General features: G+C 66.4%; 27 protein-coding genes. 16 read left to right on the top strand and 11 right to left on the bottom strand.

Annotated elements, in window-relative coordinates:
- Positions 1–19: 19 nt before the first annotated feature.
- Positions 20–1,948, bottom strand: a complete 1,929-nt coding sequence (gene dnaK / locus WJU17_RS11815; RefSeq protein ID WP_346327603.1) for a molecular chaperone DnaK — start codon at positions 1,946–1,948, stop codon at positions 20–22.
- Between the two features lie 193 nt (positions 1,949–2,141).
- On the opposite strand from dnaK, the gene WJU17_RS11810 reads away from it, so the two are divergent.
- Positions 2,142–2,558 (top strand): cupin domain-containing protein, encoded by a 417-nt coding sequence (locus WJU17_RS11810; protein ID WP_346327602.1) that lies wholly within the window; start codon positions 2,142–2,144, stop codon positions 2,556–2,558.
- A gap of 60 nt (positions 2,559–2,618) precedes the next feature.
- On the opposite strand, the gene WJU17_RS11805 is transcribed toward WJU17_RS11810, so the two are convergent.
- The 6 genes from WJU17_RS11805 to hrcA form a co-directional block, all read right to left on the bottom strand.
- Positions 2,619–2,912 (bottom strand): GIY-YIG nuclease family protein, encoded by a 294-nt coding sequence (locus WJU17_RS11805; RefSeq protein WP_346327601.1) that lies wholly within the window; start codon positions 2,910–2,912, stop codon positions 2,619–2,621.
- A 127-nt stretch (positions 2,913–3,039) separates the two neighbouring features.
- Entirely contained in the window at positions 3,040–3,621 is a 582-nt protein-coding gene (pyrE, locus tag WJU17_RS11800) for an orotate phosphoribosyltransferase (RefSeq protein ID WP_346327600.1), read from the bottom strand.
- Positions 3,622–3,712: 91 nt separating this feature from the next.
- Entirely contained in the window at positions 3,713–4,144 is a 432-nt protein-coding gene (locus WJU17_RS11795) for a hypothetical protein (RefSeq protein WP_346327599.1), read from the bottom strand.
- Positions 4,145–4,203: 59 nt separating this feature from the next.
- Positions 4,204–4,806, bottom strand: coding sequence for a hypothetical protein (locus WJU17_RS11790; RefSeq protein ID WP_346327598.1), 603 nt, complete (start codon positions 4,804–4,806; stop codon positions 4,204–4,206).
- Entirely contained in the window at positions 4,803–5,369 is a 567-nt protein-coding gene (grpE, locus tag WJU17_RS11785; protein WP_346327597.1) for a nucleotide exchange factor GrpE, read from the bottom strand. The genes WJU17_RS11790 and grpE overlap by 4 nt, the downstream gene beginning before the upstream one ends.
- Positions 5,370–5,376: 7 nt before the next feature.
- Positions 5,377–6,414, bottom strand: a complete 1,038-nt coding sequence (gene hrcA, locus WJU17_RS11780; RefSeq protein ID WP_346327596.1) for a heat-inducible transcriptional repressor HrcA — start codon at positions 6,412–6,414, stop codon at positions 5,377–5,379.
- Positions 6,415–6,539: 125 nt separating this feature from the next.
- Here hrcA and rph point away from each other — a divergent pair, with 125 nt between their 5' ends.
- Genes rph through hemW form a run of 3 tightly spaced genes read left to right on the top strand, consistent with a single transcriptional unit; the run spans position 6,540 to position 9,017 of the window.
- Positions 6,540–7,259 carry a ribonuclease PH gene (rph, locus tag WJU17_RS11775; protein WP_346327595.1) on the top strand — a complete coding sequence of 240 codons (720 nt, stop codon included), beginning with the start codon at positions 6,540–6,542 and terminating at the stop codon, positions 7,257–7,259.
- Positions 7,256–7,858, top strand: a complete 603-nt coding sequence (rdgB, locus tag WJU17_RS11770) for an RdgB/HAM1 family non-canonical purine NTP pyrophosphatase (RefSeq protein ID WP_346327594.1) — start codon at positions 7,256–7,258, stop codon at positions 7,856–7,858. Before rph ends, rdgB begins: the two co-directional genes overlap by 4 nt.
- Entirely contained in the window at positions 7,845–9,017 is a 1,173-nt protein-coding gene (hemW, locus tag WJU17_RS11765; protein ID WP_346327593.1) for a radical SAM family heme chaperone HemW, read from the top strand. The genes rdgB and hemW overlap by 14 nt, the downstream gene beginning before the upstream one ends.
- Here the strand turns inward: hemW and WJU17_RS11760 are convergent.
- Entirely contained in the window at positions 9,014–10,333 is a 1,320-nt protein-coding gene (locus WJU17_RS11760) for a penicillin-binding protein activator (protein ID WP_346327592.1), read from the bottom strand. The two genes, hemW and WJU17_RS11760, sit on opposite strands and share 4 nt — an antisense overlap.
- Before the next feature lie 56 nt (positions 10,334–10,389).
- Between WJU17_RS11760 and rsmI the strand changes: the two genes are divergently transcribed.
- The 10 genes from rsmI (at position 10,390) to WJU17_RS11710 (ending at position 20,674) form a co-directional block, all read left to right on the top strand.
- A complete protein-coding gene (gene rsmI / locus WJU17_RS11755; protein ID WP_346327591.1) occupies positions 10,390–11,268 on the top strand; it encodes a 16S rRNA (cytidine(1402)-2'-O)-methyltransferase in 879 nt (292 codons plus the stop codon).
- Complete coding sequence (locus WJU17_RS11750; RefSeq protein ID WP_346327590.1) at positions 11,265–11,636, top strand: YraN family protein; 372 nt, start codon at positions 11,265–11,267, stop codon at positions 11,634–11,636. Before rsmI ends, WJU17_RS11750 begins: the two co-directional genes overlap by 4 nt.
- Before the next feature lie 18 nt (positions 11,637–11,654).
- Complete coding sequence (gshB, locus tag WJU17_RS11745) at positions 11,655–12,602, top strand: glutathione synthase (RefSeq protein WP_346327589.1); 948 nt, start codon at positions 11,655–11,657, stop codon at positions 12,600–12,602.
- Positions 12,603–12,671: 69 nt separating this feature from the next.
- Positions 12,672–13,787 carry a metallophosphoesterase gene (locus WJU17_RS11740; protein WP_346327588.1) on the top strand — a complete coding sequence of 372 codons (1,116 nt, stop codon included), beginning with the start codon at positions 12,672–12,674 and terminating at the stop codon, positions 13,785–13,787.
- A gap of 172 nt (positions 13,788–13,959) precedes the next feature.
- Positions 13,960–15,282 carry a hypothetical protein gene (locus WJU17_RS11735; RefSeq protein WP_346327587.1) on the top strand — a complete coding sequence of 441 codons (1,323 nt, stop codon included), beginning with the start codon at positions 13,960–13,962 and terminating at the stop codon, positions 15,280–15,282.
- Between the two features lie 59 nt (positions 15,283–15,341).
- Positions 15,342–16,043 (top strand): alpha/beta hydrolase, encoded by a 702-nt coding sequence (locus WJU17_RS11730; RefSeq protein WP_346327586.1) that lies wholly within the window; start codon positions 15,342–15,344, stop codon positions 16,041–16,043.
- An 82-nt stretch (positions 16,044–16,125) separates the two neighbouring features.
- A complete protein-coding gene (locus WJU17_RS11725; RefSeq protein WP_346327585.1) occupies positions 16,126–17,640 on the top strand; it encodes a YifB family Mg chelatase-like AAA ATPase in 1,515 nt (504 codons plus the stop codon).
- 140 nt (positions 17,641–17,780) lie between these two features.
- Positions 17,781–18,770 carry a glutaminase A gene (glsA, locus tag WJU17_RS11720; protein ID WP_346327584.1) on the top strand — a complete coding sequence of 330 codons (990 nt, stop codon included), beginning with the start codon at positions 17,781–17,783 and terminating at the stop codon, positions 18,768–18,770.
- 56 nt (positions 18,771–18,826) lie between these two features.
- Positions 18,827–19,879, top strand: coding sequence for a DUF2252 family protein (locus WJU17_RS11715; RefSeq protein ID WP_346327583.1), 1,053 nt, complete (start codon positions 18,827–18,829; stop codon positions 19,877–19,879).
- Between the two features lie 204 nt (positions 19,880–20,083).
- Positions 20,084–20,674 carry a hypothetical protein gene (locus WJU17_RS11710; protein WP_346327582.1) on the top strand — a complete coding sequence of 197 codons (591 nt, stop codon included), beginning with the start codon at positions 20,084–20,086 and terminating at the stop codon, positions 20,672–20,674.
- A 142-nt stretch (positions 20,675–20,816) separates the two neighbouring features.
- Here WJU17_RS11710 and WJU17_RS11705 read toward each other — a convergent pair whose 3' ends face one another.
- Positions 20,817–20,939 (bottom strand): hypothetical protein, encoded by a 123-nt coding sequence (locus WJU17_RS11705; RefSeq protein ID WP_346327581.1) that lies wholly within the window; start codon positions 20,937–20,939, stop codon positions 20,817–20,819.
- 220 nt (positions 20,940–21,159) lie between these two features.
- Between WJU17_RS11705 and WJU17_RS11700 the strand changes: the two genes are divergently transcribed.
- On the top strand, positions 21,160–21,624 hold the full coding sequence (locus tag WJU17_RS11700; RefSeq protein ID WP_346327580.1) for a mobile mystery protein A: 465 nt from the start codon (positions 21,160–21,162) through the stop codon (positions 21,622–21,624).
- Entirely contained in the window at positions 21,621–22,211 is a 591-nt protein-coding gene (locus WJU17_RS11695) for a mobile mystery protein B (protein WP_346327579.1), read from the top strand. The genes WJU17_RS11700 and WJU17_RS11695 overlap by 4 nt, the downstream gene beginning before the upstream one ends.
- Positions 22,212–22,299: 88 nt before the next feature.
- On the opposite strand, the gene WJU17_RS11690 is transcribed toward WJU17_RS11695, so the two are convergent.
- Both WJU17_RS11690 and WJU17_RS11685 read right to left on the bottom strand, forming a co-directional pair.
- On the bottom strand, positions 22,300–23,085 hold the full coding sequence (locus WJU17_RS11690) for an SDR family oxidoreductase (protein ID WP_346327578.1): 786 nt from the start codon (positions 23,083–23,085) through the stop codon (positions 22,300–22,302).
- A gap of 203 nt (positions 23,086–23,288) precedes the next feature.
- Positions 23,289–24,500, bottom strand: coding sequence for a CoA transferase (locus tag WJU17_RS11685; protein ID WP_346327577.1), 1,212 nt, complete (start codon positions 24,498–24,500; stop codon positions 23,289–23,291).
- Between the last annotated feature and the right edge of the window lie 5 nt (positions 24,501–24,505).

Here is a 24,505-nt window from a genome sequence, read left to right as displayed (position 1 = left end):
CGCCCGTTCATGCAAGAGTTTACGAGTTCTTCTTGCGGTCGTCGTCGACTTCCTCGAAGTCGGCGTCGACGATGTCGTCATCGCCGCCCGCGTTGCCGCCCGGCTGACCACCGGGCTGCTGCGCCGACGGATCGCCTTCGGCCTGCTGGGCCTTGTAGATGGCTTCACCCAGCTTCATGGAGGCCTGAACGGCGGTTTCCGTCTTGGCCGCGATCTCGGCCGGGTCGTTGCCTTCGAGCGCGGTCTTCAGCGCGCCGACCGCGTCCTCGATGGCTTGCTTGTCACCGGCCGGCAGCTTGTCGCCGTGCTCGGCCAGCTGACGCTCGGTGGTGTGTACCACCGATTCCGCCTGGTTGCGGGCCTCGACCAGCTCACGCCGCTTCTTGTCCTCGCCGGCGTTCGCCTCGGCGTCCTTCACCATGCGCTCGATGTCGGCGTCGCTGAGGCCGCCCGAGGCCTGGATGCGGATCTGCTGTTCCTTGCCGGTTCCCTTGTCCTTGGCGGTCACGTTGACGATGCCGTTGGCGTCGATGTCGAAGCCGACCTCGATCTGCGGCACGCCGCGCGGCGCCGAAGGGATGCCGACCAGATCGAACTGGCCCAGCAGCTTGTTGTCCGCCGCCATCTCGCGCTCGCCCTGATAGACCCGGATCGTCACCGCCGTCTGATTGTCCTCGGCGGTCGAGAAGATCTGGCTCTTCTTGGTCGGGATGGTGGTGTTGCGGTCGATCAGCCGGGTGAACACGCCGCCCAGGGTCTCGATGCCCAGCGACAGCGGGGTCACGTCGAGCAGCAGCACGTCCTTCACGTCGCCCTGCAGCACGCCGGCCTGGATGGCCGCGCCCATGGCGACCACTTCGTCCGGGTTCACGCCCTTGTGAGGTTCGCGGCCGAAAAATTCCTTCACCCGTTCCACCACGCGGGGCATGCGCGTCATGCCGCCGACCAGAACCACTTCCGACACCTCGGCCGCGCTCAGGCCCGCATCCTTCAGCGCCGCCTTACACGGGCCGATGGTGCGCTCGATCAGCTCGTCGACCAGGGCTTCCAGCTTGGCGCGGGTCAGTTTCATGGTCAGATGCTTCGGACCGGACGCGTCCGCCGTGATGAACGGCAGGTTCACTTCCGTCTGCGTCGCGCTCGACAGCTCGATCTTGGCCTTCTCGGCGGCTTCCTTCAGCCGCTGCAGGGCCAGCTTGTCGCCGCGCAGGTCGATGCCGTTCTCTTTCTTGAACTCGTCGGCCAGATAGTTGAGCAGGCGCATGTCGAAATCTTCGCCGCCCAGGAAGGTGTCGCCATTGGTCGACTTCACCTCGAACACGCCGTCGCCGATCTCGAGGATCGAGATGTCGAACGTGCCGCCGCCAAGGTCATAGACCGCGATGGTCTTGCCTTCCGACTTGTCGAGGCCATAGGCCAGCGCGGCCGCCGTCGGCTCGTTGATGATGCGCAGCACGTCGAGGCCGGCGATCTTGCCGGCGTCCTTGGTCGCCTGGCGCTGGGCGTCGTTGAAATAGGCGGGCACCGTGATGACGGCCTGCGTCACCGGCTCGCCCAGATACTTCTCGGCGTCTTCCTTCAGCTTCTGCAGGATGAAGGCGCTGATCTGGCTCGGGCTGTACTTGTTGTCGCGCGCTTGCACCCAGGCATCGCCATTGTCGGCACGGATGATGCTGTAGGGCACCATGTCCATGTCCTTCTTGGTCGCCGGGTCGCTGAACGGGCGGCCGATCAGGCGCTTGATGGCGAACAGCGTGCTTTCCGGGTTGGTCACGGCCTGGCGCTTGGCCGACTGGCCGACCAGACGCTCGCCGTCGCCGGTAAAGGCGACGATCGACGGCGTGGTGCGCGCGCCTTCCGAATTCTCGATGACCTTGGGGTTCTTGCCGTCCATGACGGCGACGCAGGAATTGGTCGTACCCAGGTCGATACCGATAACTTTAGCCATTAGATGTTCTCCTCTTTCCTCGTGGCGGACCGGGGCAGCCACCTCGTGCACCGCGCCGGCCCCCGTCGGGAGCCTCGAATTCTTACCCGGCCGTTATATAGTGAAGCGGATTTTGGGCTACAACCACGCCGTCATAAAATTCCTGAGTCCGCCCAGAGCCTTGTCCGCCGCCCTTTCGAGGAGATTTCGCCCCATGACCGACGCGCGGCAGATCATCGACACGCTGGGATTGCGGCCCCACCCCGAAGGCGGCCACTACCGGGAAATCCACCGCGCGCCGGGCGAGGGACGCAGTCCGCTGACGGCGATCTACTACCTGCTGGCCGCCGGCGAGCGCTCCCGCTGGCACCGGATCGACGCCACCGAAATCTGGCACTGGTACGCCGGCGCGCCGCTGCTGCTGTCCGTGTCCGAGGACGGCATGACCGTCACCCGTCATGCGCTCGGCATCCAGCTCGACCTCGGCCAGCGCCCCCAGGCCATCATCCCGCCCCGCGCCTGGCAGGCCGCCGAACCCCAGGGCGACTGGTGCCTGATGGGCTGCACCGTGGGCCCGGGCTTCGAGTTTTTCGGCTTCGAAATGGCCCCGGAAGGCTGGGAACCGGGCTAATCCAACAAAAAGATCGTCATCCCCGCGCACGCGGGGACCCAGCTCTTCGTAGAGTTCCGTTCACGGAACGGCGATATCGTCGAACGGATCGCGCCATTGTGGATTGCTATCTTCGATCAGCTGCAGCTTCCATTGCCGCCGCCATTTCTTGAGCGCCTTCTCCCGCCAGATCGCCCCTTCAATGCTGTCGTGCGCTTCATAGTAGACCAGCATTTTCACATTGTAGCGTGAGGTGAAGCCCTCGAGAGCATCGGTTCGATGTTCATGGATTCGCTTTGGCAGGTTTGTCGTCACGCCGACGTACAGCGTGCCATTGCGTTGGCTGGCAAGGATGTAAACGAAAGCGTTGAACATGAAACGCTGGCTGACCCGAAACTGGGGTTCAGCATATCAGCCAGGAGTTCAGCGGTACAGGCGACGGCATCCTACGAAGAGCTGGGTCCCCGCGTGCGCGGGGATGACGAATTTTTTATAGTCGTCCTCAACCCCGCAAAAACGTCTCCGCGCGGAACACCGACAAGAGCTCCAGCCCTTCCTTGGCCAGCTCCTCGTCGGCGCCTTCCTGGCGGTCGACGATGGTCAGCACCTTGGTGACCTCGGCGCCCAGCTCGCGCATGGTGTGCACCGCGCGCAGGACCGAGCCGCCCGTGGTGGTGACGTCCTCGATCATCAGCACCCTGGCGCCCTTCAGCGCGTCTTCGGACGCCAGCCCCTCGATGGGCAGGCGGGTGCCGTGCTCCTTAACCTGCTTGCGCACGATCAGGCAGGGCACCGGCACGCCGGCCCACCAGCTCGCCATGGTGGCGCAGGCCAGCGGCGGCACCGCGCCCAGCTCCAGCCCGGCGATGAAGGCGGGACGCTCGGCCTTCAGCACCTCGACGAAGGCGGCGGCGATCAGCGCCGACCCTTCCGGGTCCAGCATGGTCGGCTTCATGTTGAAATAGAAATTGCTCTCGCGCCCCGACGCCAGCCGGATGGTCTTGCCCATGCCGAACGACCTGGCGCGGATGATCTCGGCAAGGCGCGCATTGTTGGGCGCAAGGAAACTGGCGGCGTCGGACATGGCGGACCCTCGGTTTGGAACGGCAATCGGGTGTATCAGGCGGGCTGGTGGACGGCAAGGATCAGCACCGTCTCTGCGTGCCCCCGGGCCGTCAGGCTTTGTCGCTCCAGTAGATATCATCAGCCAGGCCGCTCTCGCGCAGGATGTCTTCTATAGCCTGCTTCAGGGCGGCGGTGCGCTCGGTGATGTCGATCCGGCGGAACCAGCGCCAGATCACGGGTTTGTCGGGTTCTACGAAGCACTGCAGGCTGTAGTCGCCGCGACCGTCATAGCCATATTGGCAGCCGATCCACGGGCTATAGCCATGGTCCTTCTTCAGGCTGATGCACCAGCCCCAATCCTCTTGCACGGTAAAATCGACGGGAAAGCCCTTTTCTGGCAACCGGGCTTCGAGCAGGGCCGCGACAAAGCGGCCGCCCTGTTCCAGCTCGGCCTCTTGCTCGTCCTCGTCGAGGTCAGCGAGTTCGGGGGCGAGCACTTCCGGATCGAACAGCGCCTTGGACTGAAAGCGGACAAAGCGCATCGGACCCCCTAAAGTGCTATCGACTATACAGCCCAGAATACCACAACACCGTGGCGAGGTCAGCGTTCTCCCAAATTCCTCAATATCTTGAACAGTTTGGGAACATCCTCACGCGTCACATGCCGATGGTTGAACTCGCCCGGTTCGGCGATGCCATCCGGGTCGTCCACCCAGACGGTCTCGGCGACGGGCACGAACTTGTCGAGCATGCGGTTGACGCCGATGTTGCGCGGCCGTGTCTGGTGGGTCAGGCGCGTCATGTCGCAGACATCGCAATACATGGCGATCCGGTGTGGATAGAGCGCGGTCGAGATACCGGTCCTCCGGGCAACCGGATCGATGAGATGCCAGTGGGAAAAATTGTTGTCCGGCGCGTAGCGATTCAGCAGCGTATAGCCGACCAGACGCTCGTCCAAGGTAATGGCAAAGGCAAGGCTGCGCTGGTCCGGATCGCCGTCGCGCAGGGCCCTGCGGAACCGGGCGATGGTGTCGTCCGGGGCGCCCAGACGGGTCTTGTCGATGCCGAGATAGGCCAGATAATCGTCCCCGCTGGTGTACCAGTAGTGGACGATGGCCTCGATGTCGTCTTCGGCCAGATCGCGGAAGGCGGCGATTCCGGCGGGAATCGCCTCGCTACCGTACCTTTCCGGGGTCCCGCTCACTTCCCGGCGTCGGTGCTCACGGGGGCCTTGGTCACACCGACCATGGCGGGGCGCAGCAGCCGGTCGCCGATGGTGTAGCCGACCTGCAGCACCTGGTTCACCGTGCCGTGCGGCTGTTCGGCATCTTCCACCTCGAACATCGCCTGGTGGAGATTGTGATCGAACTTTTCGCCGTGCGGGCGCACTTCCTTCACGCCGTGGCGCTCCAGCACGTTGGCCAGCTCGCGGCCCGTCAGCTGCACGCCTTGCACCAGCGCGCCGAATTGGGGATCGTTCTCGGCGCCCTCGGGCAGCGCGTCGAGCGCCCGGCCCAGATTGTCGGCCACGGCGAGCAGATCGCGGGCAAAGCCGGTGATGGCGTATTTGCGCCCGTCTTCCAGTTCCTTCTGGGCCCGGCGGCGCACGTTCTCGGCCTCGGCCACGGCGCGCAGCAGCTTGTCCTTCAGGTCCGCGGCCTCGGCTTCGGCCAGCTCCAGGCGCGCGGTCAGGTCGACGGCTTCGCTGGCGTCGGTCTCGCCATGGTCGGCGTCGTTCTCGGGGATGTCGTTCGCTTGCGTGGTCATTTTGTCCTCAACTCAAAAGCCGGCCCACGACGCGGGCGGTATAATCGACCATCGGCACGATCCGCGCGTAATTGATCCGGGTCGGACCGATCACGCCCAGAATGCCGATCACGTTGCGCTTTTCATTGGCATAGGGCGCCAGAATCAGTGACGAGCCGGACAGGCTGAACAGCTGGTTCTCCGACCCGATGAAGACGCGCACGCCCTCCGCTTCCTTGGCCAGCTCCAGCAGATGGACGAACTCGCGCTTGTTTTCAAGGTCTTCCAGCAGCCGCCGGATGCGCTCCAGGTCCTCGGTGGCCTGCAGGTTTTCCAGCAGATTGCTCTGGCCGCGCACGATCAGCGTCTGCTCGCCATCGGTCGGCCCGGTCCAGATCGCCAGCCCGTCCTCGACCACCTTGCCGGACAACTCGTCCAGCTCGGCCTGGTGCTGGGTCAGCTCCTCGATGATGAAGGCCTTGGCCTCGTCCAGCGTGCGGCCGGTCATGCGCGCGTTGAGATAGTTGCCGGCGCGGGTCAGGGTCGACGGCATCATGTCCGCCGGCACTTCCATGATCCGGTTCTCCACCTGACCGTCCTCGGTCACCAGCACCGCCAGCGCCCGGCCCGGATTCAGGCTGACGAACTCCATGTGCCGGATCGCCACGTTCAGCTTGGGCGCCATCACCAGTCCGGCGCCGTGCGACAGGCCCGACAACAGCGCCGACGCCTGCTGCAGCACGCCGTCGATGGTCTGACCGCCCGAGCCGATGCGGCCCTGGATGGCATTGCGTTCTTCATGGGTCAGGTTGCCGATTTCCAGCAGGCCGTCGACGAAGATACGCAGGCCGCGTTCGGTGGGCATGCGCCCGGCCGAGGTATGCGGCGAGAACAGCAGGCCGGCATCCTCCAGATCCGCCATCACGTTGCGGATGCTGGCCGAGGAAAGGTTGAGGCCGAGGCGCTGGACAAGGGTGCGCGAACCCACCGGCTCGCCGGTTTCCAGATAGGCTTCCACAATGCCGCGCAGGATCCGGCGCGTGCGCTCGTTGAATTCCTCGATCATAACCCGACTATGTAGGAAACCGGCCCGATGCCGTCAATGTGACTTACGCCTTGGGCGCTTGTGCTGGACGGCCGGGAACCCAAGGTCTAGAACGCACCCACCATCCGCCACGGGAATATCTCATCATGCGCCCATCCGGCCGTGCCGCCGACCAGTTACGTCCCATCTCCCTCGAAACCGGCTTTTCGCCCTATGCCGAGGGATCGTGCCTCGCCAAATTTGGCGGCACCCATGTGCTGTGCACGGCCTCGCTGGACGAGGGCGTGCCCGGCTTCCTGCGCGGCAAGGGCAGCGGGTGGGTGACGGCCGAATACGGCATGCTGCCGCGCTCGACCCATTCCCGGTCCTCGCGCGAGGCGGCCCGCGGCAAGCAGACCGGCCGCACCCAGGAAATCCAGCGGCTGATCGGCCGCTCGTTGCGCGCCGTCACCAAGCTGAAGCTGCTCGGCGAGCGCCAGATCGTCATCGACTGCGACGTGCTGCAGGCCGATGGCGGCACGCGCACCGCCTCGATCACCGGCGGTTATGTGGCGCTTTACCTGTGCCTGCAGAAAATGGCGGCCCAGGGCATGATCGACGGCATTCCGCTGACCGATCAGGTCGCGGCCGTGTCCTGCGGCATCTTCAACGGCGTGCCCGTGCTCGATCTGGACTATCCCGAGGATTCCAAGGCCCAGGCCGACGCCAATTTCGTGCTGACCGGCACCGGCGGCATCGTCGAGATCCAGGGCACCGCCGAGGACGAGCCGTTCTCGGAAGACGCCTTCCTCACGCTCTTGTCGCTGGCCAAGAGCGGCATCGCCGATCTGGCCCGGCATCAGCGCCAGGCGCTCGGCCTGGAATGAGCGCGCGGCGCGTCACCGGCGGCCGGCTGGTGGTCGCCACCCACAATCCGGGCAAGGTCCGCGAGATCGGCGACCTGTTGCGCCCGTTTCACGTGGAACCTGTCTCGGCTGGCGAACTGGGCCTGCCCGAGCCGGAGGAAACCGGCACGACCTTCCGCGCCAACGCCGAACTGAAGGCGCTGGCGGCGGCGACGGCGTCGGGGCTGCCGGCGCTGGCCGATGATTCCGGCCTGTCCGTCGCCGCGCTGGGCGGCGAGCCGGGCATCTACTCGGCGCGCTGGGCCGGCCCCGGCAAGGATTTCCGCGTCGCGATGGAAAAGATCGAGGAGTTGCTGGCCGCCAGCGGCTCCCCTGACCGGAGCGCCCATTTCACCTGCGCCCTGTCGCTCGCTTGGCCCGATGGTCATGTGGACACCTTCGAAGGCCATATCCACGGCGCGCTGGTCTGGCCGCCGCGCGGTACGCGGGGCTTCGGCTACGACCCCATCTTCGTGGCCGATGGCGACAGCATCACCTTCGGCGAGATGGACCCGGACGCCAAGCATGCCATCAGCCACCGCGCCGTGGCGTTCCGGCAGCTGATCGATGCCTGTTTCTGATCCGTCAGGGAATCCGGGGTTCGGTGTTTACCTGCACTGGCCGTTCTGCCTCGCCAAGTGCCCCTATTGCGACTTCAACAGCCATGTGCGCGAGACGGTCGACCAGGCCCGCTGGCGCGCGGCGCTGCTGACCGAGATCGACCACACCGCTGCGCTGACGCCGGGCCGCGTGGTGACCAGCGTCTTCTTCGGCGGCGGCACGCCCTCGCTGATGGACCCGGAAACGGTCGCCGCCGCCATCGAGCGCATCGGCGCGCGCTGGGGCTACGCGCCCGATCCGGAAATTACCCTAGAGGCCAACCCGACCAGCGTCGAGGCGGCGCGCTTTGCCGCCTATGCGGCGGGCGGCGTCAACCGGGTGTCCCTTGGCGTGCAGGCGCTGAACGATGTGGATCTCAAGGCGCTGGGGCGCGGCCACAGCAGCGCGCAGGCGCTGGCCGCTATCGCGCTCGCCCGCGACATCTTCCCGCGCTACAGCTTCGACCTGATCTATGCGCGGCCAGGCCAGACCGTGCCGGTCTGGCAGGCGGAACTGGCGCAGGGACTGGCGCTGGCCGGCGATCATCTGTCGCTCTACCAGCTCACCATCGAGGAAGGCACCGCCTTCCACGCCGCCTGGCGCGAGGGCCGGCTGGTGCTGCCCGACGAGGATACCGCCGCCGAACTCTACGAGACGACCCAGGCAATGATGGCGGCGGCGGGCATGCCGGCCTACGAAATTTCCAATCACGCCGCGCCGGGCGGGCACAGCCGCCACAACATGACCTACTGGCGCTATGGCGAATATGCCGGCATCGGCCCCGGCGCCCATGGCCGTCTGCATCTCGATGGCGCGGTCGTCGCCACCGCCCAGCGCCGCAAGCCCGAAACATGGCTCGATCTGGTCGAGGGCAGGGGTCACGGCACCGAAGTGATGAACCCGGTGGCGCCCGTCGAAAGCGGCGAGGAGATGATCATGATGGGCCTGCGCACCACCAGCGGCGTCGATCTGCTCCGGCTGGAAGCGCTGACCGGCGCGCCGCTCGACGACGCGGTGGACAGGGACGCCCTCGCCATGATGCTCGGCCAAGGCTTGCTGGTCCGCTCGGCGCAGGCGCTGACCGCCACGCCTCGGGCGTGGCCGGTCCTCAACGAAGTGATCCGGCGGCTGTTGGGCTAGTTGCGGGGCCCGGCATAGCTGGTGCCGAATTCACGCGGCGCCAGGTCCACCGCCTGCGACCCCGCCGGTGTGATCTGCACCACCGCGAGACCGCGTTCGGCGATGCCGTCCGGACCGAAGCGGAATACGCCGTCGACGCCGGCGAAACCCTTGGGATCGGTCAGGGCCTCCGGCGCGAACGGGCGCTCGGGCCGGCTCTTCTTCAGCGCGGCGACCAGGGCGACGGCGTCATAGGCGATGCTGGAGACGCGCGGCGCGGTGCCGCTGTAGGTCTTGGTGAAATGCTGGGCGAACGACACGCCGGATTCGGGCGTCGGCCCGGCATACCAGGCGCCCGCCAGCGCCGGCTCGGCGCGCAGCCCGGCATCGTCCCACAGGCCGGTGCCCAGGAACTTCACCTTGTCCGGATCGATGTCGTAATAGGTCAGCATGGGCGCCAGTGTGCGCAGCAGCCCGCCGCCCGCCGCGATCAGCACGGCGTCATAGGGGTAGTCGTAGCTCTCCTGCACCATCACCGCGGGCGCGCCCGGACCCGCCATGGGATCGGGCGTCGGGGCGGGCGCCGCGACCTTGCGGTCGGCGAGGCGCCGAACCGGATCGGACAGCGCTTCCTCTGTTTCCTGGAAGGTTTCGACGGCGACCAGCGTGCCGCCGTGACGGCTCACCGCATTGCGCAACGCTTCGGTCACCATGGTGCCATAGGCCGATTGCGGCACCAGCGCGGCGATTCGCTTGCGGCCCTGGTCGATGGAGTATTTGACGATCCGCTCGACCTGCTGCTGCGGCGTGAAGCCCATGATGTAGACGCCGTTGCCGGCGACGGTGTGGTCGGTCGAGAAACCGACCAGCGGCACGCGGTAGTGGCGCGCCACCGGTCCCGCCGTGCGAATGGCGTCGGCGAAGATGGGGCCGAGCAGGATCTGCGCGCCGTCGTCGATGGCGTCCTGAGCCGCGCCGGCGGCGCCTTGCGGACCTTCCGTGTCACGCGGCAGCAGCACGATCTTTTCGTCGCCCACGTCGAACAGCGCCAGCTGCGCGGCATCAAGCATGGACTGGCCCAGCGCCGCGTTGCGGCCGGACAGGGGCAGCAGGATGCCCACCTTCACCACGCCCTGTTCGTAATATTTGTCCTGCTTGACCGGCGCGGTCGGAATTTCCTCCTGCGGCTCCGGCGCGATGGCCGCGATCGTGGGCGGCGGCGGCGTGTCGATGATCACCTCCTCGCGCAGATCGGCGCCGCACGCGCTCAACGGCATCATTGAAGCGGCCAGGAAAAGCGGGCAAAGATGGGTACGGATAAGGCGCGAAACGGTCATGCAAGTCGGCTCGTGTCGATGGCGCCTGGTCGGGGGTGAACAGGAGCGGGATGACTATGAAAGCCTTGGACGGCCAAGTCAAATTGACGCCGGGGCTTTACCTCGTCGCGACACCCATCGGCAATCTGCGTGATGTCACCTTGCGGGCCCTCGATGTGCTGGGCGCGGCCAGCACCGTGGCCTGCGAGGATACGCGTGTGACCCGGCGGTTGCTGGATCGTTACGACATCACAACCCCACTCAGCCGCTATGACGACCACAGCAGCGAAGCCGATCGCCAGCGCCTGATCGACCGCATGCTGGCGGGCGAGGCGATCGCGCTGGCCAGCGACGCGGGCACGCCGCTCGTGTCCGATCCGGGATTCAAGCTGGTGCGCGCCGCCATCGCGGCCGGCGTCACGGTGGTGCCGATTCCCGGCCCGTCCTCGGTGCTGGCGGCGCTGTGCCTTGCCGGCCTGCCGACCGACCGCTTCAGTTTCGGCGGCTTCCTGCCCGAAAAGAGGGTGGCGCGCCAGAACGCGCTGAACGAGCTGCTGCGCCAGCCCGGAACTCATGTGGTGTTCGAATCGGCGCGCCGGCTGCCCGCCTCGCTGGCCGATCTGGCGGCGCTGGCGCCGGACCGGCCCGTGGTCGTGGCGCGCGAGCTGACCAAACATTTCGAGGAAGGCGTGCGCGGCACCGCCGCCGAGCTGGCCGCGCGCTACCAGAAAGAGGGGCCGCCGCGCGGCGAGGTCGTGCTGGTGATCGGCCCGCCCGACGAGGCCGACGCCGAGGCCGCCGACCTCGACGCGGCGCTGCGCACGGCGCTGCGCGACCTCAGCGTCAAGGAAGCGGCCAGCGCCGTGGCTTTCATGACCGGCCTGCCGCGCCGCGAGGTCTATGCCCGGGCCGTCACCCTGTCGAAGGCCAAGGACGAGGTCGGGGACGAGCCATGAGACGCACGACGGCCCAGCGCCAGCGCGCCTTCCGCGCCGGACGGATGGCCGAGACCCTGTGCGTCTGGGCCCTGCGCCTGAAGGGCTACCGCATCCTGGCGCGCAACTGGAAAACGGCGGCGGGCGAGGCCGACATCGTCGCCCGGCGCGGCGGGCTGATCGCCTTCGTCGAGGTCAAGGCGCGCGCGAGCCACGCGGCGGGTATCGAGGCGGTTTCCGTGCGCCAGCAGCGCCGCGTGCGCCGGGCGGCCGAGATTTTCATGGCCGCGCATCCGTCGCTCGCGAGCCTGGACATGCGCTTCGACATCATGACGATTGCGCCCGGCAGTTGGCCGACCCATAGTCCCGGCGCGTGGGGATATGAATAGAAGACCGAGGAGACAGGCATGACCCTGGCCGTTGCCATCCAGATGGATCCGATCGCCGGCATCAACATCAACGGCGACAGCACGTTCGCGCTGGCGCTGGAGGCGCAGCGGCGCGGCCACGGGCTGTATTACTACCTGCCCAAGGACCTCAGCTTCGTGCATGGCCGGGTCGTCGCCTACGCCCATCCGCTGCAGGTGCGGCGCGAGCCGGGCAATCATTTCACCCTGGGCGCGGGCGAGACCATCGACCTCGCCACCTTCGACGTGGTGCTGCTGCGCCAGGACCCGCCCTTCGACATGGGCTACATCACCACCACCCATCTGCTGGAGCACGTCCACCCCAAGACGCTGGTGGTCAACGATCCGCATCATGTGCGCAACGCGCCGGAGAAGCTGTTCGTCACCCGCTTTCCCGACCTGATGCCGCCGACCCTGATCAGCGCCAGCCAGCGCGACATCGCCGAGTTCCGCAAGGAGCACCAGGACATCATCATGAAGCCGCTGTTCGGCAATGGCGGCGCGGGCGTGTTCCGGGTGAAGCCGGACGACGAGAACTTCAACGCCCTGTTCGAGATGTTCACCCAGTTCTACCGCGAGCCCATCGTGGTCCAGCGCTACGTGCCCGAGGTGCGCAAGGGCGACAAGCGGATCATCATCGTCGACGGCCGCGCCGTGGGCGCCATCAACCGCGTGCCCGCGCAGGGCGAATCCCGCTCCAACATGCATGTGGGCGGCCGGCCCGAGAAATCGGCGCTGACCCGGCGCGAGAAGGAAATCTGCGAGGCCATCGGCCCGGCGCTGGCCGAGCGCGGCCTGATCTTCGTCGGCATCGACGTGATCGGCGACTACCTGACCGAGATCAACGTCACCTCGCCGACCGGCATCCAGGAAATCGACCGCTTCGACGGCAGCAACATCGCCGGGCTGGTCTGGGACGCCATCGAGGCCCGCCGCGTGCGCATGTAGGCTGTACCTGCCTGCCGGATTGCGTCAGACTGCGTTTCATAGTCGCGCGGTCGATCCGGGGAGGCAGCCGTGGCCCATTTGGGAAGTCTTTCGAGATGGTGTGTTTTCGCGCTGCTCGGCGCGGCCCTCGCGATCGCATCGTGCGATCGGCCCGCCGCGCCTGACGTGGGCGAGTCTGGCGCCGCCGCGCCGCCCGTGTTCCAGACCTCCGACGTCTATCCCGAAGGATCCACGGCGCGGCCCTGGACCCATCTGAATTTCCTCGACGATCCCGACGACTTCCAGTTCGCCATCATCACCGACCGCACGGGCGGCGCGCGTCCCGGCGTGTTCGAGGGGATTCTGGGCAAGGTCAATCTGCTGCAGCCCGAATTCGTCATGAGCGTGGGCGACTACATCGAAGGCTATGTGCGCGACGCGGGCAAGGTCCGCGCCGAATGGGCCGAGATCGACGGCATGGTGAAGGCGCTCGAGCCGCCGCTGTTCTTCGTCGTCGGCAATCACGAGATTTTCGACGCGGACAGCGAGGCGGTCTGGCGCGAGCGGACCGGCGGCGTCACCTGGTACCACTTCCTCTACCGCGACACCCTGTTCATCGCCCTGAACACCGAAGACAGCCGCCATCCGACCCCCGAGGAGATCGTGGAGCTGGACAAGGCGCTGGCGCTCTATGCCCAGAGCCCGGCGGCGGCGGCCGAGTTCATGAAGGGCAATGCTCTCATCCGGACCTACGTCGCCGAGACCGACGCGCAGCGGATCGGCGACGCCCAGACCCAATGGGTGCTCGACCTGCTCGCGCGCCACAAGGACGTGCGCTGGACGTTCTTCTTCATGCATCGGCCGGTCTGGCAGCAGGGCATCGCCAATTTCGAGCGCATCGAGGCCGCCCTTGCCGGACGCGGCTACACCATGTTCGCCGGCCACATCCACAGCCATTCCTGGGAACAGCGCAATGGCCGCGACTATGTGGGCCTCGGCACCTCGGGCGGCGGCTGGTCGCCCGCCGGCGGCCCGGGCGAGATGGACCATGTCACCTGGGTGACCATGCGCAAGGATGGCCCCATCTTCGCCCATCTGCTGGCCACTGGCATCCTGGCCAAGGACGGCGTCCCCGATTTCGCCCCCGGCGCCGAGTTCTGCGGACCGCAATACAATATCCCCTGCATCTCGAAATCGCGGCCTTAGGAAGACCCACGCCGCTATTACCCAGCTACCATCCGCGTAACCCGATTGCCTTCCCATCGCGCTTGCCTAAGATGCGGCTGTAACAAAGCCGTCATGAAACGTCGGCCTCCCGCCAGGAACCCGCCGATGCCGTCATGTCCACCCCCAGCGCCGCCGACGCCGTGAGCGGACGATGACGTCACTGCTGTCCTTTCTGCGGGCGCGGCCGGTCCTGGTGTTCCTGGCTGCGGCGATCCTGCTGCCGAACCTGCTCTATCTGGGCGCCATGGCCATCGGTATCGGCACACCGCCTCGTCCCATTGCCATTCTGCTCTACCCGGTGATCGCGCTGTTCGCGCCGAGGATTCCCCGCGTGGCGACAGTCGCGGCCTATCTGACGCTCGCCATCTATGATCTGTTCACGACCGTCGGCCTGATGTTCAACTTCGTGGCGACCGAACTGCTGGGCTCGGTCCGCTTCTCGTCCCAGCTCAACCCGCTCGAATCCTCCCTTTATGTGGCGCTGGCGGCGGTTTTCCTCTCCGCCACCATCGGCGCGCTCTGGCTGCTGACCCGCGAGCGGGATGCCCTGCGCCGCGCGCCGCTGGCGGTGCCGCTCGCCATGGCCCTGTGCCTGAGCGGCGGCGACCTGTGGCTCAACCGCCTGCCGCACTACAATTTCGGCTCGGCCGTCGCCCAGGGCCATCCGTTCGAATCCGCCGCGCGCGAGTCCGGGTTCGAGGCGGCGGCGCTGTCCGGCCCGCCGCGCAACGTCCTGCTGGTCATCGTCGAAGGTCTGGGCGTGTTCCAGGATCCCGGACAGCAGCGACTGGTCACCGCGCCGCTGGCGCGGGTCGGCGATACCGGCCGTTACGCCGTGACCATGGGCACGACGACCTATTTCGGCTCGACCACCGCGGCCGAGCTGCGCGAGATGTGCGCCACCCGTGCCTCCTACACCCACTTTCTCGACAAGCCGGCGCCCGATTGCCTGCCGCACCGCCTCGCCGCGCGCGGCATGGACAGCATCGGCCTGCACGGCTTCAGCGGCGACATGTTCGAGCGGACGCGGTGGTGGCCGCACATGGGCCTGCGGCGCGCGCTGTTCGGCGACGCCATGACGGAGCTGCCCCAGTGCGGCGGCGTCTTCCACGGCGCCTGCGATCCGGCGATGGCCGCCACGGTCGCCGATCTGCTGCGCGCGGCGCCCGGGCCGCTCCTCGTCTACTGGCTCACCCTCAACACCCATGTCCCGGTGGAGGACGGCGAGCACTCGGGCGCGATCCCCTGCCGCGCCGACGGGCCGTTCGGCGACAGCGAGGTGTGCGACATGGCCGGCATGTGGCACGACCTGTTCGAGAAGATCGCCGGCCTTGCCGCCGATCCGTCGCTGCCGCCCATGGAAATCCTGGTGGTCGGCGATCACGCGCCGCCACTGCTCGACCGCGACCTGCGCACCATGTTCCAGCCGGGCAGGGTCACGTGGATCAGGCTGGCGCCGCGGCCCGCCAGCTGACCGGTTGCGCGCCGGACACGCCGCTCCCATATGAGCAGGACCAGCGAGGAGAGAGATCGGTGAAGTCGCTCGACGGCGTTTTCGACACATCTGGCACGGTGCGGCGCCCCGCCTTCGGCGCCTTGCCGCGCGAATTCACCGCGTTCCTCACCTATCGACCCGGCGCCGCCGACATGGCCGGCATTCCCCATGGCGCCGGACATACGGTCCTGGTCCTGCCCGGATTGCTCACCACCGACGCGTTCACCCTGCGATTGCGCCGGTTTCTCGGCGCCTGCGGCTACCGCGCCGAAGGCTGGGAACTCGGCACCAACTGGGGACCGACGCCGCGCCTGCTCGCGGGTCTCGAGGAGCGGCTGCGCCGGCTGAACGACCGCGAAGGCGGGCCGGTCAGCGTCGTCGGTGTCAGCATGGGCGGCATTCTCGCCCGCAACCTCGCGCACGATCATCCCGGCCGCATCCGCAAGCTGGCCACCATGGTCAGCCCGGTGCGCTTTCCCACCGCCTCCTCGCTCGAGCCGCTGGTCCGCCTGCTGTCGCCCTTCTACAGCGACGGGGTCAGCACCGAACGCTATGGCGGCGCGCCGCCGGTGCCCACCATGGCGCTCTACACCCGGGGCGACGGACTGATCGCGTGGGAAACCTGCCAGGGCGCCGAGGGCGAATGCCACGAGGTCGAGGTCGAGGGCGGCCATGCGACCATCTGCCGCAATCCGCAGGCCCTGCGCGCCGTGGCGCAATGGCTCGGCCAGCCCCTGTAGCCGGGCCGCGCGCCGTCTAATCCCGTTGCGTTCCCCGTTTGCCCCCTTAAGATGACGGCATATCAAGGGCGCGCGGGGGCGCATGAACGGACATATCAGCACGGTCGCATTCATCGGCATCGAGGCGAAACTGGTCGACGTGCAGGTGCGGATGATGGGCGGTGCGGTGGCGTTCGCCGTCGTCGGCCTGCCCGACAAGATGGTGGCCGAATCCCGCGAACGGGTGCGCGGCGCGCTGTCGGCCATCGGCCTGGCTTTGCCGCCCAAGCATATCACCGTCAATCTGGCGCCCGCCGACGTGCCCAAGGAAGGTAGCCATTTCGACCTGCCCATCGCGCTGGGCATGATGGTCGCCATGGGCGTGCTGCCCGCCGACGTGGCCGACCGGTTCTGCGTCATCGGCGAACTGGGCCTCGACGGCTCCATCGCCTCCGTGTCGGGCGTGCTGCTCGCGGCGCTGAAGGCGGGCGAGGAAGGGCTCGGGCTGATCTGCCCGGCGGCCTGCGGCCCCGAAGCCGCCTGGGCCGCGAGCGTCGACGTCATCGCCGCGCCCAACCTGATTTCCCTGGTCAACCACCTCAAGGGCGTGCAGGTGCTCGCCCCGCCCGAGCCGCGCATGGCCGAGGCGCCGGCCAACGCGCCGGATCTGCGCGACATCAAGGGGCAGGAGGCGGCCAAGCGCACCCTCGAAGTGGCGGCCGCCGGCGGTCACAATCTGCTGATGAGCGGTCCGCCAGGCTCGGGCAAGAGCATGCTGGCCGCGCGCCTGCCGGGCCTGTTGCCGCCCCTGTCGCCGGCCGAGGCGCTGGAGGTCAGCATGATCGCCTCCATCGCCGGCCAGCTCGATGGTGGCCGCATCTCGCGCATCCGGCCGTTCCGCGCGCCGCACCATTCGGCCTCCATGCCGGCGCTGGTCGGCGGCGGCATCCGCGCCCGGCCGGGCGAGATTTCGCTGGCCCACAATGGCGTGCTCTTCCTCGACGAGTTGCCCGAATTCCCCCGCCAGGTGCTGGATTCCCTGCGCCAGCCGCTGGAAACCGGCCGGATCATGGTCGCGCGCGCCAACGCCCATGTGGAGTATCCGGCCCGGGTCCAGTTGGTCGCCGCCATGAACCCGTGCAAGTGCGGCTATCTGGGCGATGCGCAGCTGGCCTGCAACCGGGCGCCGCGCTGCGCCATCGACTATCAGGGCAAGATTTCCGGCCCGCTCTATGACCGCATCGATTTGCAGATCGACGTGCCCGCCGTCAGCGCCGCCGACCTCAGCCTGCCGCCCGCCGCCGAAGGCACCGCCCAGGTCGCCGCCCGCGTCGCCGCCGCCCGCGCGGTCCAGACCCGCCGCTACGCGGCGCTCGGCGCGCCGGTGCGCACCAACGCCGAGGCCGATGGCGAGGTGCTCGAGGCGGTCGCCGCGCCCGACCGGGCAGGCCGCGACCTGCTGACCCAGGCGGCGGAAAAGCTGCGCCTGTCCGCGCGCGGCTATCATCGGGTGCTGCGCGTCGCCCGCACCCTCGCGGATCTGGCGGGGATCGACACCGTCGGCCGCCCGCAGATCGCCGAAGCGCTGTCGTACCGCCGCTTCACGGTGCAGCGTTGAGCCCGGCCGGTGCTGGCGCGTACGCCGGCGCCTCCAGCCCCTAAAGCACGCCTGATCCGCTTTGTATCCGGGCGGCGCCCGGGATGGCCCCGTGATAGCCTCACGGCGAACAGCCGCTCCCTTTCCCTTGTGAGACACCCATGGCCAACGATCTCGATCCCCAGGGCACCCATGCCGAGCTTCAGGAAATCCTCGACTCCGCCTACCATCAGGCGCGGGAGGATCGGGGCGGCGCCGTCGCCGATTATATTCCCGAACTGGCCACCGCCGATCCGGAAGGATTCGGGCTCGCCATCGCCACGGCGGGCGGAGACCTCTATACCGTCGGCGACGCGGACGTGAAGTTCACCATGCAGTCCGTGTCCAAGGCACTCGCCTATTGCCTTGCCACCGAACTGATCGGCCGCGAGGCGGTGATGCGCAAGGTCGGCGTGGAACCCAGCGGCGATGCCTTCAACGCCATCGAGTTCGACCCGCACACCCGCCGCCCCTTCAACCCCATGGTCAATGCCGGCGCCATCACGGTGGCGGGCATTCTCCATGACCAGCTCGGCGCCGGCGCGTTCGATTTCATTCTCGATCGCCTGTCGCGCGCGGCGGGGCGGCCGCTGGACATGGACGAGGCCGTCTATCGCTCCGAATCCCATACGGGCCATCGCAACAGGGCCATTTCCCACCTGCTGCTGGGCGCGGGCGTCCTGTCCGCGCCGGTCGAGCCCATCGTCGATCTGTATTTCCGGCAATGCGCGATCCGGGTCACCGCCGTCGATCTGGCCTGGATCGGCGCCACCCTGGCCAACATGGGCGAAAATCCGGTCACCGACACACCGGTCTTCGATCTCAAGGCCGTGCGCGATACCCAGTCGGTGATGTTCTCGTGCGGCATGTACGACTATTCCGGCAACTGGGCCTATCATGTGGGCATCCCGGCCAAGAGCGGCGTCGGTGGCGGCCTCGTCGGCGTGGTCAATCGCCAGCTCGGCCTCGGTTCCTATTCGCCGCGCCTCGATGCCAAGGGCAATTCGGTCAGGGGTGTCGCGGCTTTCGCCACCCTCTCGGACGAACTGGGCCTGCATGCCTTCGACTGCACCAACATGGGCTCCACCGTTGTCGAGCGGTTCCTGCGCTGAACCGTCCCGGCGATTTTGCTGGAAATCCGCACCGGATCACCGGTTAGAGTGGGAGCATGTCATTCCTGTCGGACAACGAGGCGTACGAAGCGTGGCTTCGCACCCAGTGCGCGGTGGACGAAGCCGGTCTCGTCCGAAAGCACGAGAAGATGGACAGCCATCCGTTCCCGTTCCTGCGCGCCACCTTCTTCCGCTGGGCCCGCCGTATCGAAACCGTCTGCCCCGACCTGAAGGACGCGCCGCGCGTGCTGTCCGTGGGCGACACCCATCTGGAGAATTTCGGCACCTGGCGCGACGCTGAAGGCCGCTGGGTCTGGGGCTTCAACGATTTCGACGAAGCGGCGGTGATTCCCTGGCCCTATGATCTCGTGCGGCTGGCCGCCAGCGCTCGCCTCATGCCCGGCCGAACCCTCGGCGGCAAGGAAGCGGCGTCCGTGATCATCGACGGCTACCGGCGCGGCCTGACCGATCCGCGCCCCACCTTGCTGGACGAACAGGAAACCTGGATGCGCCGTTTCGTCGCCTGTTCCGACACGGACCGGCGCAAGTTCTGGGACGAGATCGCCGCCCTGCCGGACGCGTCGCCGCCGCCGCTCGCGCTGGCCGGCCTGCGCCGCAGCGTGCCGGCGGGCGCGGTCATCGAACGCTTCGCCCGCCGCACCAAGGGCGCGGGCGGCCTCGGCCGTCCCCGCTATGTGGCGGTGGCGCTGTGGCGCGGCGGCCATGTGGTGCGCGAGGCCAAGACCATCGTCCCGTCTTCATGGGAATGGCTGCACGGCGCCACGCCCGAAAACCACTTCCTCGACGCCGCCACCGGCCGCTTCCGCTCGCCCGATCCGTTCCTCACCGTGCAGGATGGCTACATCTTCCGCCGCATCGCCGCCGACTCCCGGAAGGTGGAACTGAGCAACCTGACGAGCCCGGTGCTGACCGCCGACCTGCTGCGCGCCATGGCGTTCGACCTCGGCTCGATCCACGCCGCTACCGACGGCGCCGCCGCCGCCATCCTCCCCGGCCTCACCGCCCGCGCCCCCGACTGGCTGCAAACCGCCTCCCGCGCGGCGGCCCGCGCCGTCGAGTTCGACTACGTCAGGTGGCGGGCACGCTGAAGGGATGCTTCGGGGCATCTGGGCGGTTTACACGTTCCCCCCCCCCTTTGGCGGGAGGGCGTTGAGATCGCCGGTATGGAAGCCGTGGGTCATTCAGATCGCCAAGGCGCTGTTGTATCGGCGCTTCACGGTGCGGCGGTGGAGGAAGATGAGGGAAGCATCGCCGTATCGGTTTTTATGGTTATGACGTAGGATGCATAGACAATGACTAGAAGTATCGGTTCAAAATTATTTATTGTTTTTGTGGTGGGGCTAAATTTCCTATTTCAGGCGGAACTTATGGCCGGAGAAAGTTTATTCATTGGAAAGATTCCGCGTAATCATGTAAATTCAGAATACATTCAGGTAATCCTGAACGGAGATGTTGATTTAACGTATTGGTATCAGACCGAGGGTTGCTCATCGTCCTATGGTGGCGCTGGCTGTCTCAACTTCAAAATGCAAAACTCACCGGGAATAAATGACATTGATATTGTGGAATGTGCAAAGATTGATACACAGACCTATAGTTGTAGCGATAAGAATGTCGACAATTTGTATATCTCCCTAAAAAAAGGAACTGGGGTACGTGTGACTTCTGGTTCGTCGCAAAGTGTCGATCACTGTCCTCCAATGCCAGTGAATATAGTAATTTCTGGTGGAGTGATGGCCAAAATACATGTCGCAGATGGCTGTACGCAAAGCATACGATGCCGAGAACATTCTGACGTTGAAGTCGATTTGGATGCTGGTGATATTTTAACTGAATTATGCAGTTCGCCGAATCACGATTCCAGTGATACCCTACTAAATTGACCCTATGCCGATGATCTTTTGATCAGGCGCGACAGAGCGGCTGAGTAGTTGATCGGCAACTGGCTGCCTATCCTGTCCCCGCCAAAAGCTAAGGGCGCCCCGAAGGACGCCCCGCCATCTCTCCCCAGGAAATTCTTGGCCGTTACGGCATCAGCTTGCCGCCATTGAGCATGAAGGTCTGGCCGGTGATGTAGTCGGAGCCGTGGCCGGCGAGGAACACGCACAGCGGCGCGCCATGCACCAGCGGGTCGCCCAGATAGCGCATGGGCAGCGCCTGCCCGAGGGCGGTGACGAATTCGGGACGGGCCGCGCGCCAGTTCTCGTAGGCGTCCGAGGCCAGGGTCGGGGCGACGTATTGGCCAGATATCGATCATGAGAATCGGCACATATATATATCTAATTATTGAAATATAAGGCACATATATATTACTTTATTGTCCACGATAAGAAATCTATCTGTGACAGATCGTTGGTGGGATGAGGACATGAAGTCTGACCAGGCACGACTAGCCCGCAAGAATCTGGACCGTCGCTTGAACGCGGTTGATCGCGAAGCGCTTCGGATGCCTCCGTTCGGGTGGGTGCGCGCCATTCGCGAGGCCTTGGGCATGTCCCCTGCCACGCTAGGCAAACGCATTGGCGTCACGCGCCCGCGCATCAACGCCCTCGAAAAAGCCGAGATCACCGGATCAACCACGATCAAGACCCTGCGAGAAGCCGCCGAGGCAATGGATTGCGTGCTGGTCTATGCGATTGTCCCGCGCGCCTCGCTTGATCAGACGGTGCTCGATCAGGCGGAGAAGAAAGCCCTTAGCGAACTGGCGCGCTTGCACCACACCATGAGCCTTGAAAATCAGGAACTGACCTCGCGCGACTTGGCCGATGAGCGGGCTCGGCTTATGCGCGAAATTCTCGATGGACCACCTCGGCGGCTGTGGGACGATGCATGAGCGATCCCCTATTCGATGAAGATGACGAGGCCAATACACCGCTCGAACCTGATGAGCGTGAAGGGCTTATTCCTGCCTACATCACGCTGCGCCGCGAGTTGAACGAAGCCGAGCAGGTGAACATCGCCGGCGCGGTAAAATGGCTGTCATCGCGCAGACGCAACGTACTGGACGAGAAATTCCTGAGGCAATTGCACAAGAGGATGTTCGGCGACGTCTGGCGCTGGGCGGGTGGCTATCGTAAGACGGCGCGCAATATCGGTGTCGAGGCGTACCGTATCGGCACGGATATCGCACAAGCCATCGACGATGCGCGTTATTGGGTTGAACACGCAACCTTCCCGCCCGACGAAATCGCAATCCGCTTTTCACATCTGCTGGTCGCCATTCACCCATTTCCGAATGGCAACGGGCGGTTCTCTCGCCTGGTGGGGGACTTGTTGGCCCAGCAGCTTGGTCGTCCGCGTTTTTCTTGGGGAAGCGCCAATCTCATTGATCCGAATGAAACCCGTAAGGCTTACGTGGTCGCTCTGCGTGCGGCCGATAATCACGATTTCACCGCCCTCGTTGCCTTCGCGCGTTCATGAGCCCTGAGAAGCAGGGGAGAGAGGGGCATAAAAGCTAAGGGCGCCCCGAAGGACGCCCCGCCATCTCTCCCCAGGAAACTTGTGGGCGTCACGGCATCAATTTGCCGCCATTGAGCATGAAGGTCTGGCCGGTGATGTAGTCGGAGCCATGGCCGGCGAGGAACACGCACAGCGGCGCGCCATGCACCAGCGGGTCGCCCAGATAGCGCATGGGCAGCGCCTGCTCGAGGGCGGTGACGAACTCGGGGCGGGCCGCGCGCCAGTTCTCGAAGGCGTCCGAGGCCAGCGTCGGGCTGATGATGTTCACGTTGATGCCGAACTGGCCCCATTCATTGGCGGCGGTGCGCGACACGGCGCGGATTGCCTCCTTGGCCATGTTGTAGGCGGTGTTGCCGGTGGTGCCGAGAATGCCCGAGGTGGACGAGAAGTTGATGATCTTGCCCCACTTCTTGTCCTTCATGATCGGGAACACGGCCTGCATGCCCCACAGCGTCGCCATGGCGCCGCTGTCGAAGGTGTAGCGGACTTCCTCGTCCGTGGAATCCTCGACGCCGACGAACACGGTCGATCCCTGCGGCTTTTCCTTGGTGCCGAAGCCCTGGGCGTTGTTCACCAGGATGTCGACGGTGCCATAGGCCTTCACGGTCTCCTCGACCATGCGGAACACCTGGGCGCGTTCGGACACGTCGACCACCACGGGGAGCGCCTCGCCGCCCTCGGCCCGGATCTGCTCGACCACGCCGTCCACCGTCGACTTGGTGCGCGAGGCGACCGCCACCTTGGCGCCTTCGCGCGCATAGGCGATGGCGATGGCCTTGCCTATGCCGCGGCCGGCGCCGGTGACGATGGCGACAGATCCTTCGAGGTGCTTCATGGCGTGACGGGTTCCCGTGTCGATGAGGGGGCGCGGTGAATTTCAGCGGTGGTGCATAATCTTAGGATTCCGGGTGCCGGGTCAATGTTTTTTTCAGCGGCGGTGCCGAAGATGATCGGAAAAGCGGGCGCGCGGAGGCGCTCGCCGCCGGCTTTGGGGCAAGCGCGGCGGATCCGGATAAGCAAGGCGGTGAAACGGGTTGGCTAGATCACGCCCTTGTCGCGCAGGGCCGTCATCTCGGCCTCGCTCAGCCCCAGCAGGTCGCGGAACACGGCGTCATTGTCCGCCCCCAGCGGTTTGCCGGCCCAGTCGATGGCGCCGGGCGTGCCGGTCAGTCGGGGCATGACATTGGCCATGGCCACGTCGCCTACCCGGGTCGGCACGGTGGCGATATTGCCGCGCGCGGCGTATTGCGGGTCGTCGAAGATCTCGTCCACCGAATAGACCGGGCCGCACGGCACCTGGGCTTCGGCGCAGTGCTCCAGCACCTGCGCCCGGGTCATGCCGCCGGTCCAGGCGCCGACCATGGCGTCGATCTCGGCGCGGGCCGCCTCGCGCCGGGCGATGGTGCCATAGACGCCGTCGCCGGCCAGCTCGGGCCGGCCCATCAGCCGCGCCAGCCGCTCGAAGATCTTGTCGTTGGTGCAGGCGATGGCCAGCCAGCGGCCGTCGCTGGTGGGATAATGGCTGTGCGGCACGGCGTTCACCGTGCCCGCGCCCATGCGCTGGCGCACGAAGCCGCCCTGCTGATAGGCCGGGGCCAGCTCGTCCAGGATGCGGAAGATGCTTTCATAGAGGCCGATATCGACCATTTGTCCGGCGCCGGTCCGGTCGCGGCTGCGCAGCGCCAGCAGCACGCCGATCACGCCGTACATGCCCGACATGTAGTCGGCCAGCGTCGCCGAGCCGGGCGTCACCGGTCCCCGGTCCGGATCGCCGGCCAGAAACGAGATGCCGCCAAACGCGTTGGCGATGCGGCCGAAGCCGGGCAGGGCGCGCATGGGGCCGGTCTGGCCATAGGCCGAGACGCGCAGCATCACCAGCGCCGGGTTCTCGGCCGACAGGGTCTCCCAGCCCAGGCCCCAGCCTTCCAGCGTGCCGGGCTGGAAGTTCTCGCACACCACGTCGGCCTCCCGGACCAGGCGCTTGAGCAGGCCGGCGCCCTCGGGCGTGCGCAGGTCGAGCGTCACCGGCTTCTTGTTGCGGGACTCGCTCAGCCACACAAGGGAATCGCCGCACTCGGTCGGCGTGCCGAAGCGGCGCAGCGGGTCGCCGATTTTCGGCAGCTCGACCTTGATGACCTCGGCGCCGAACTCCGCCATCAGCGTGGCGCAATAGGGCGCGGCGATGAAGGTCGCCAGATCGAGCACGCGGATGCCGGCAAGCGGACGGGGATCGGACGATGGGAAAGGCATGGCGG

Source organism: Iodidimonas sp. SYSU 1G8, from assembly GCF_039655775.1.
GTDB lineage: Bacteria > Pseudomonadota > Alphaproteobacteria > SMXS01 > SMXS01 > RI-34.
This window is presented reverse-complemented; position numbering and strand designations above follow the sequence as displayed.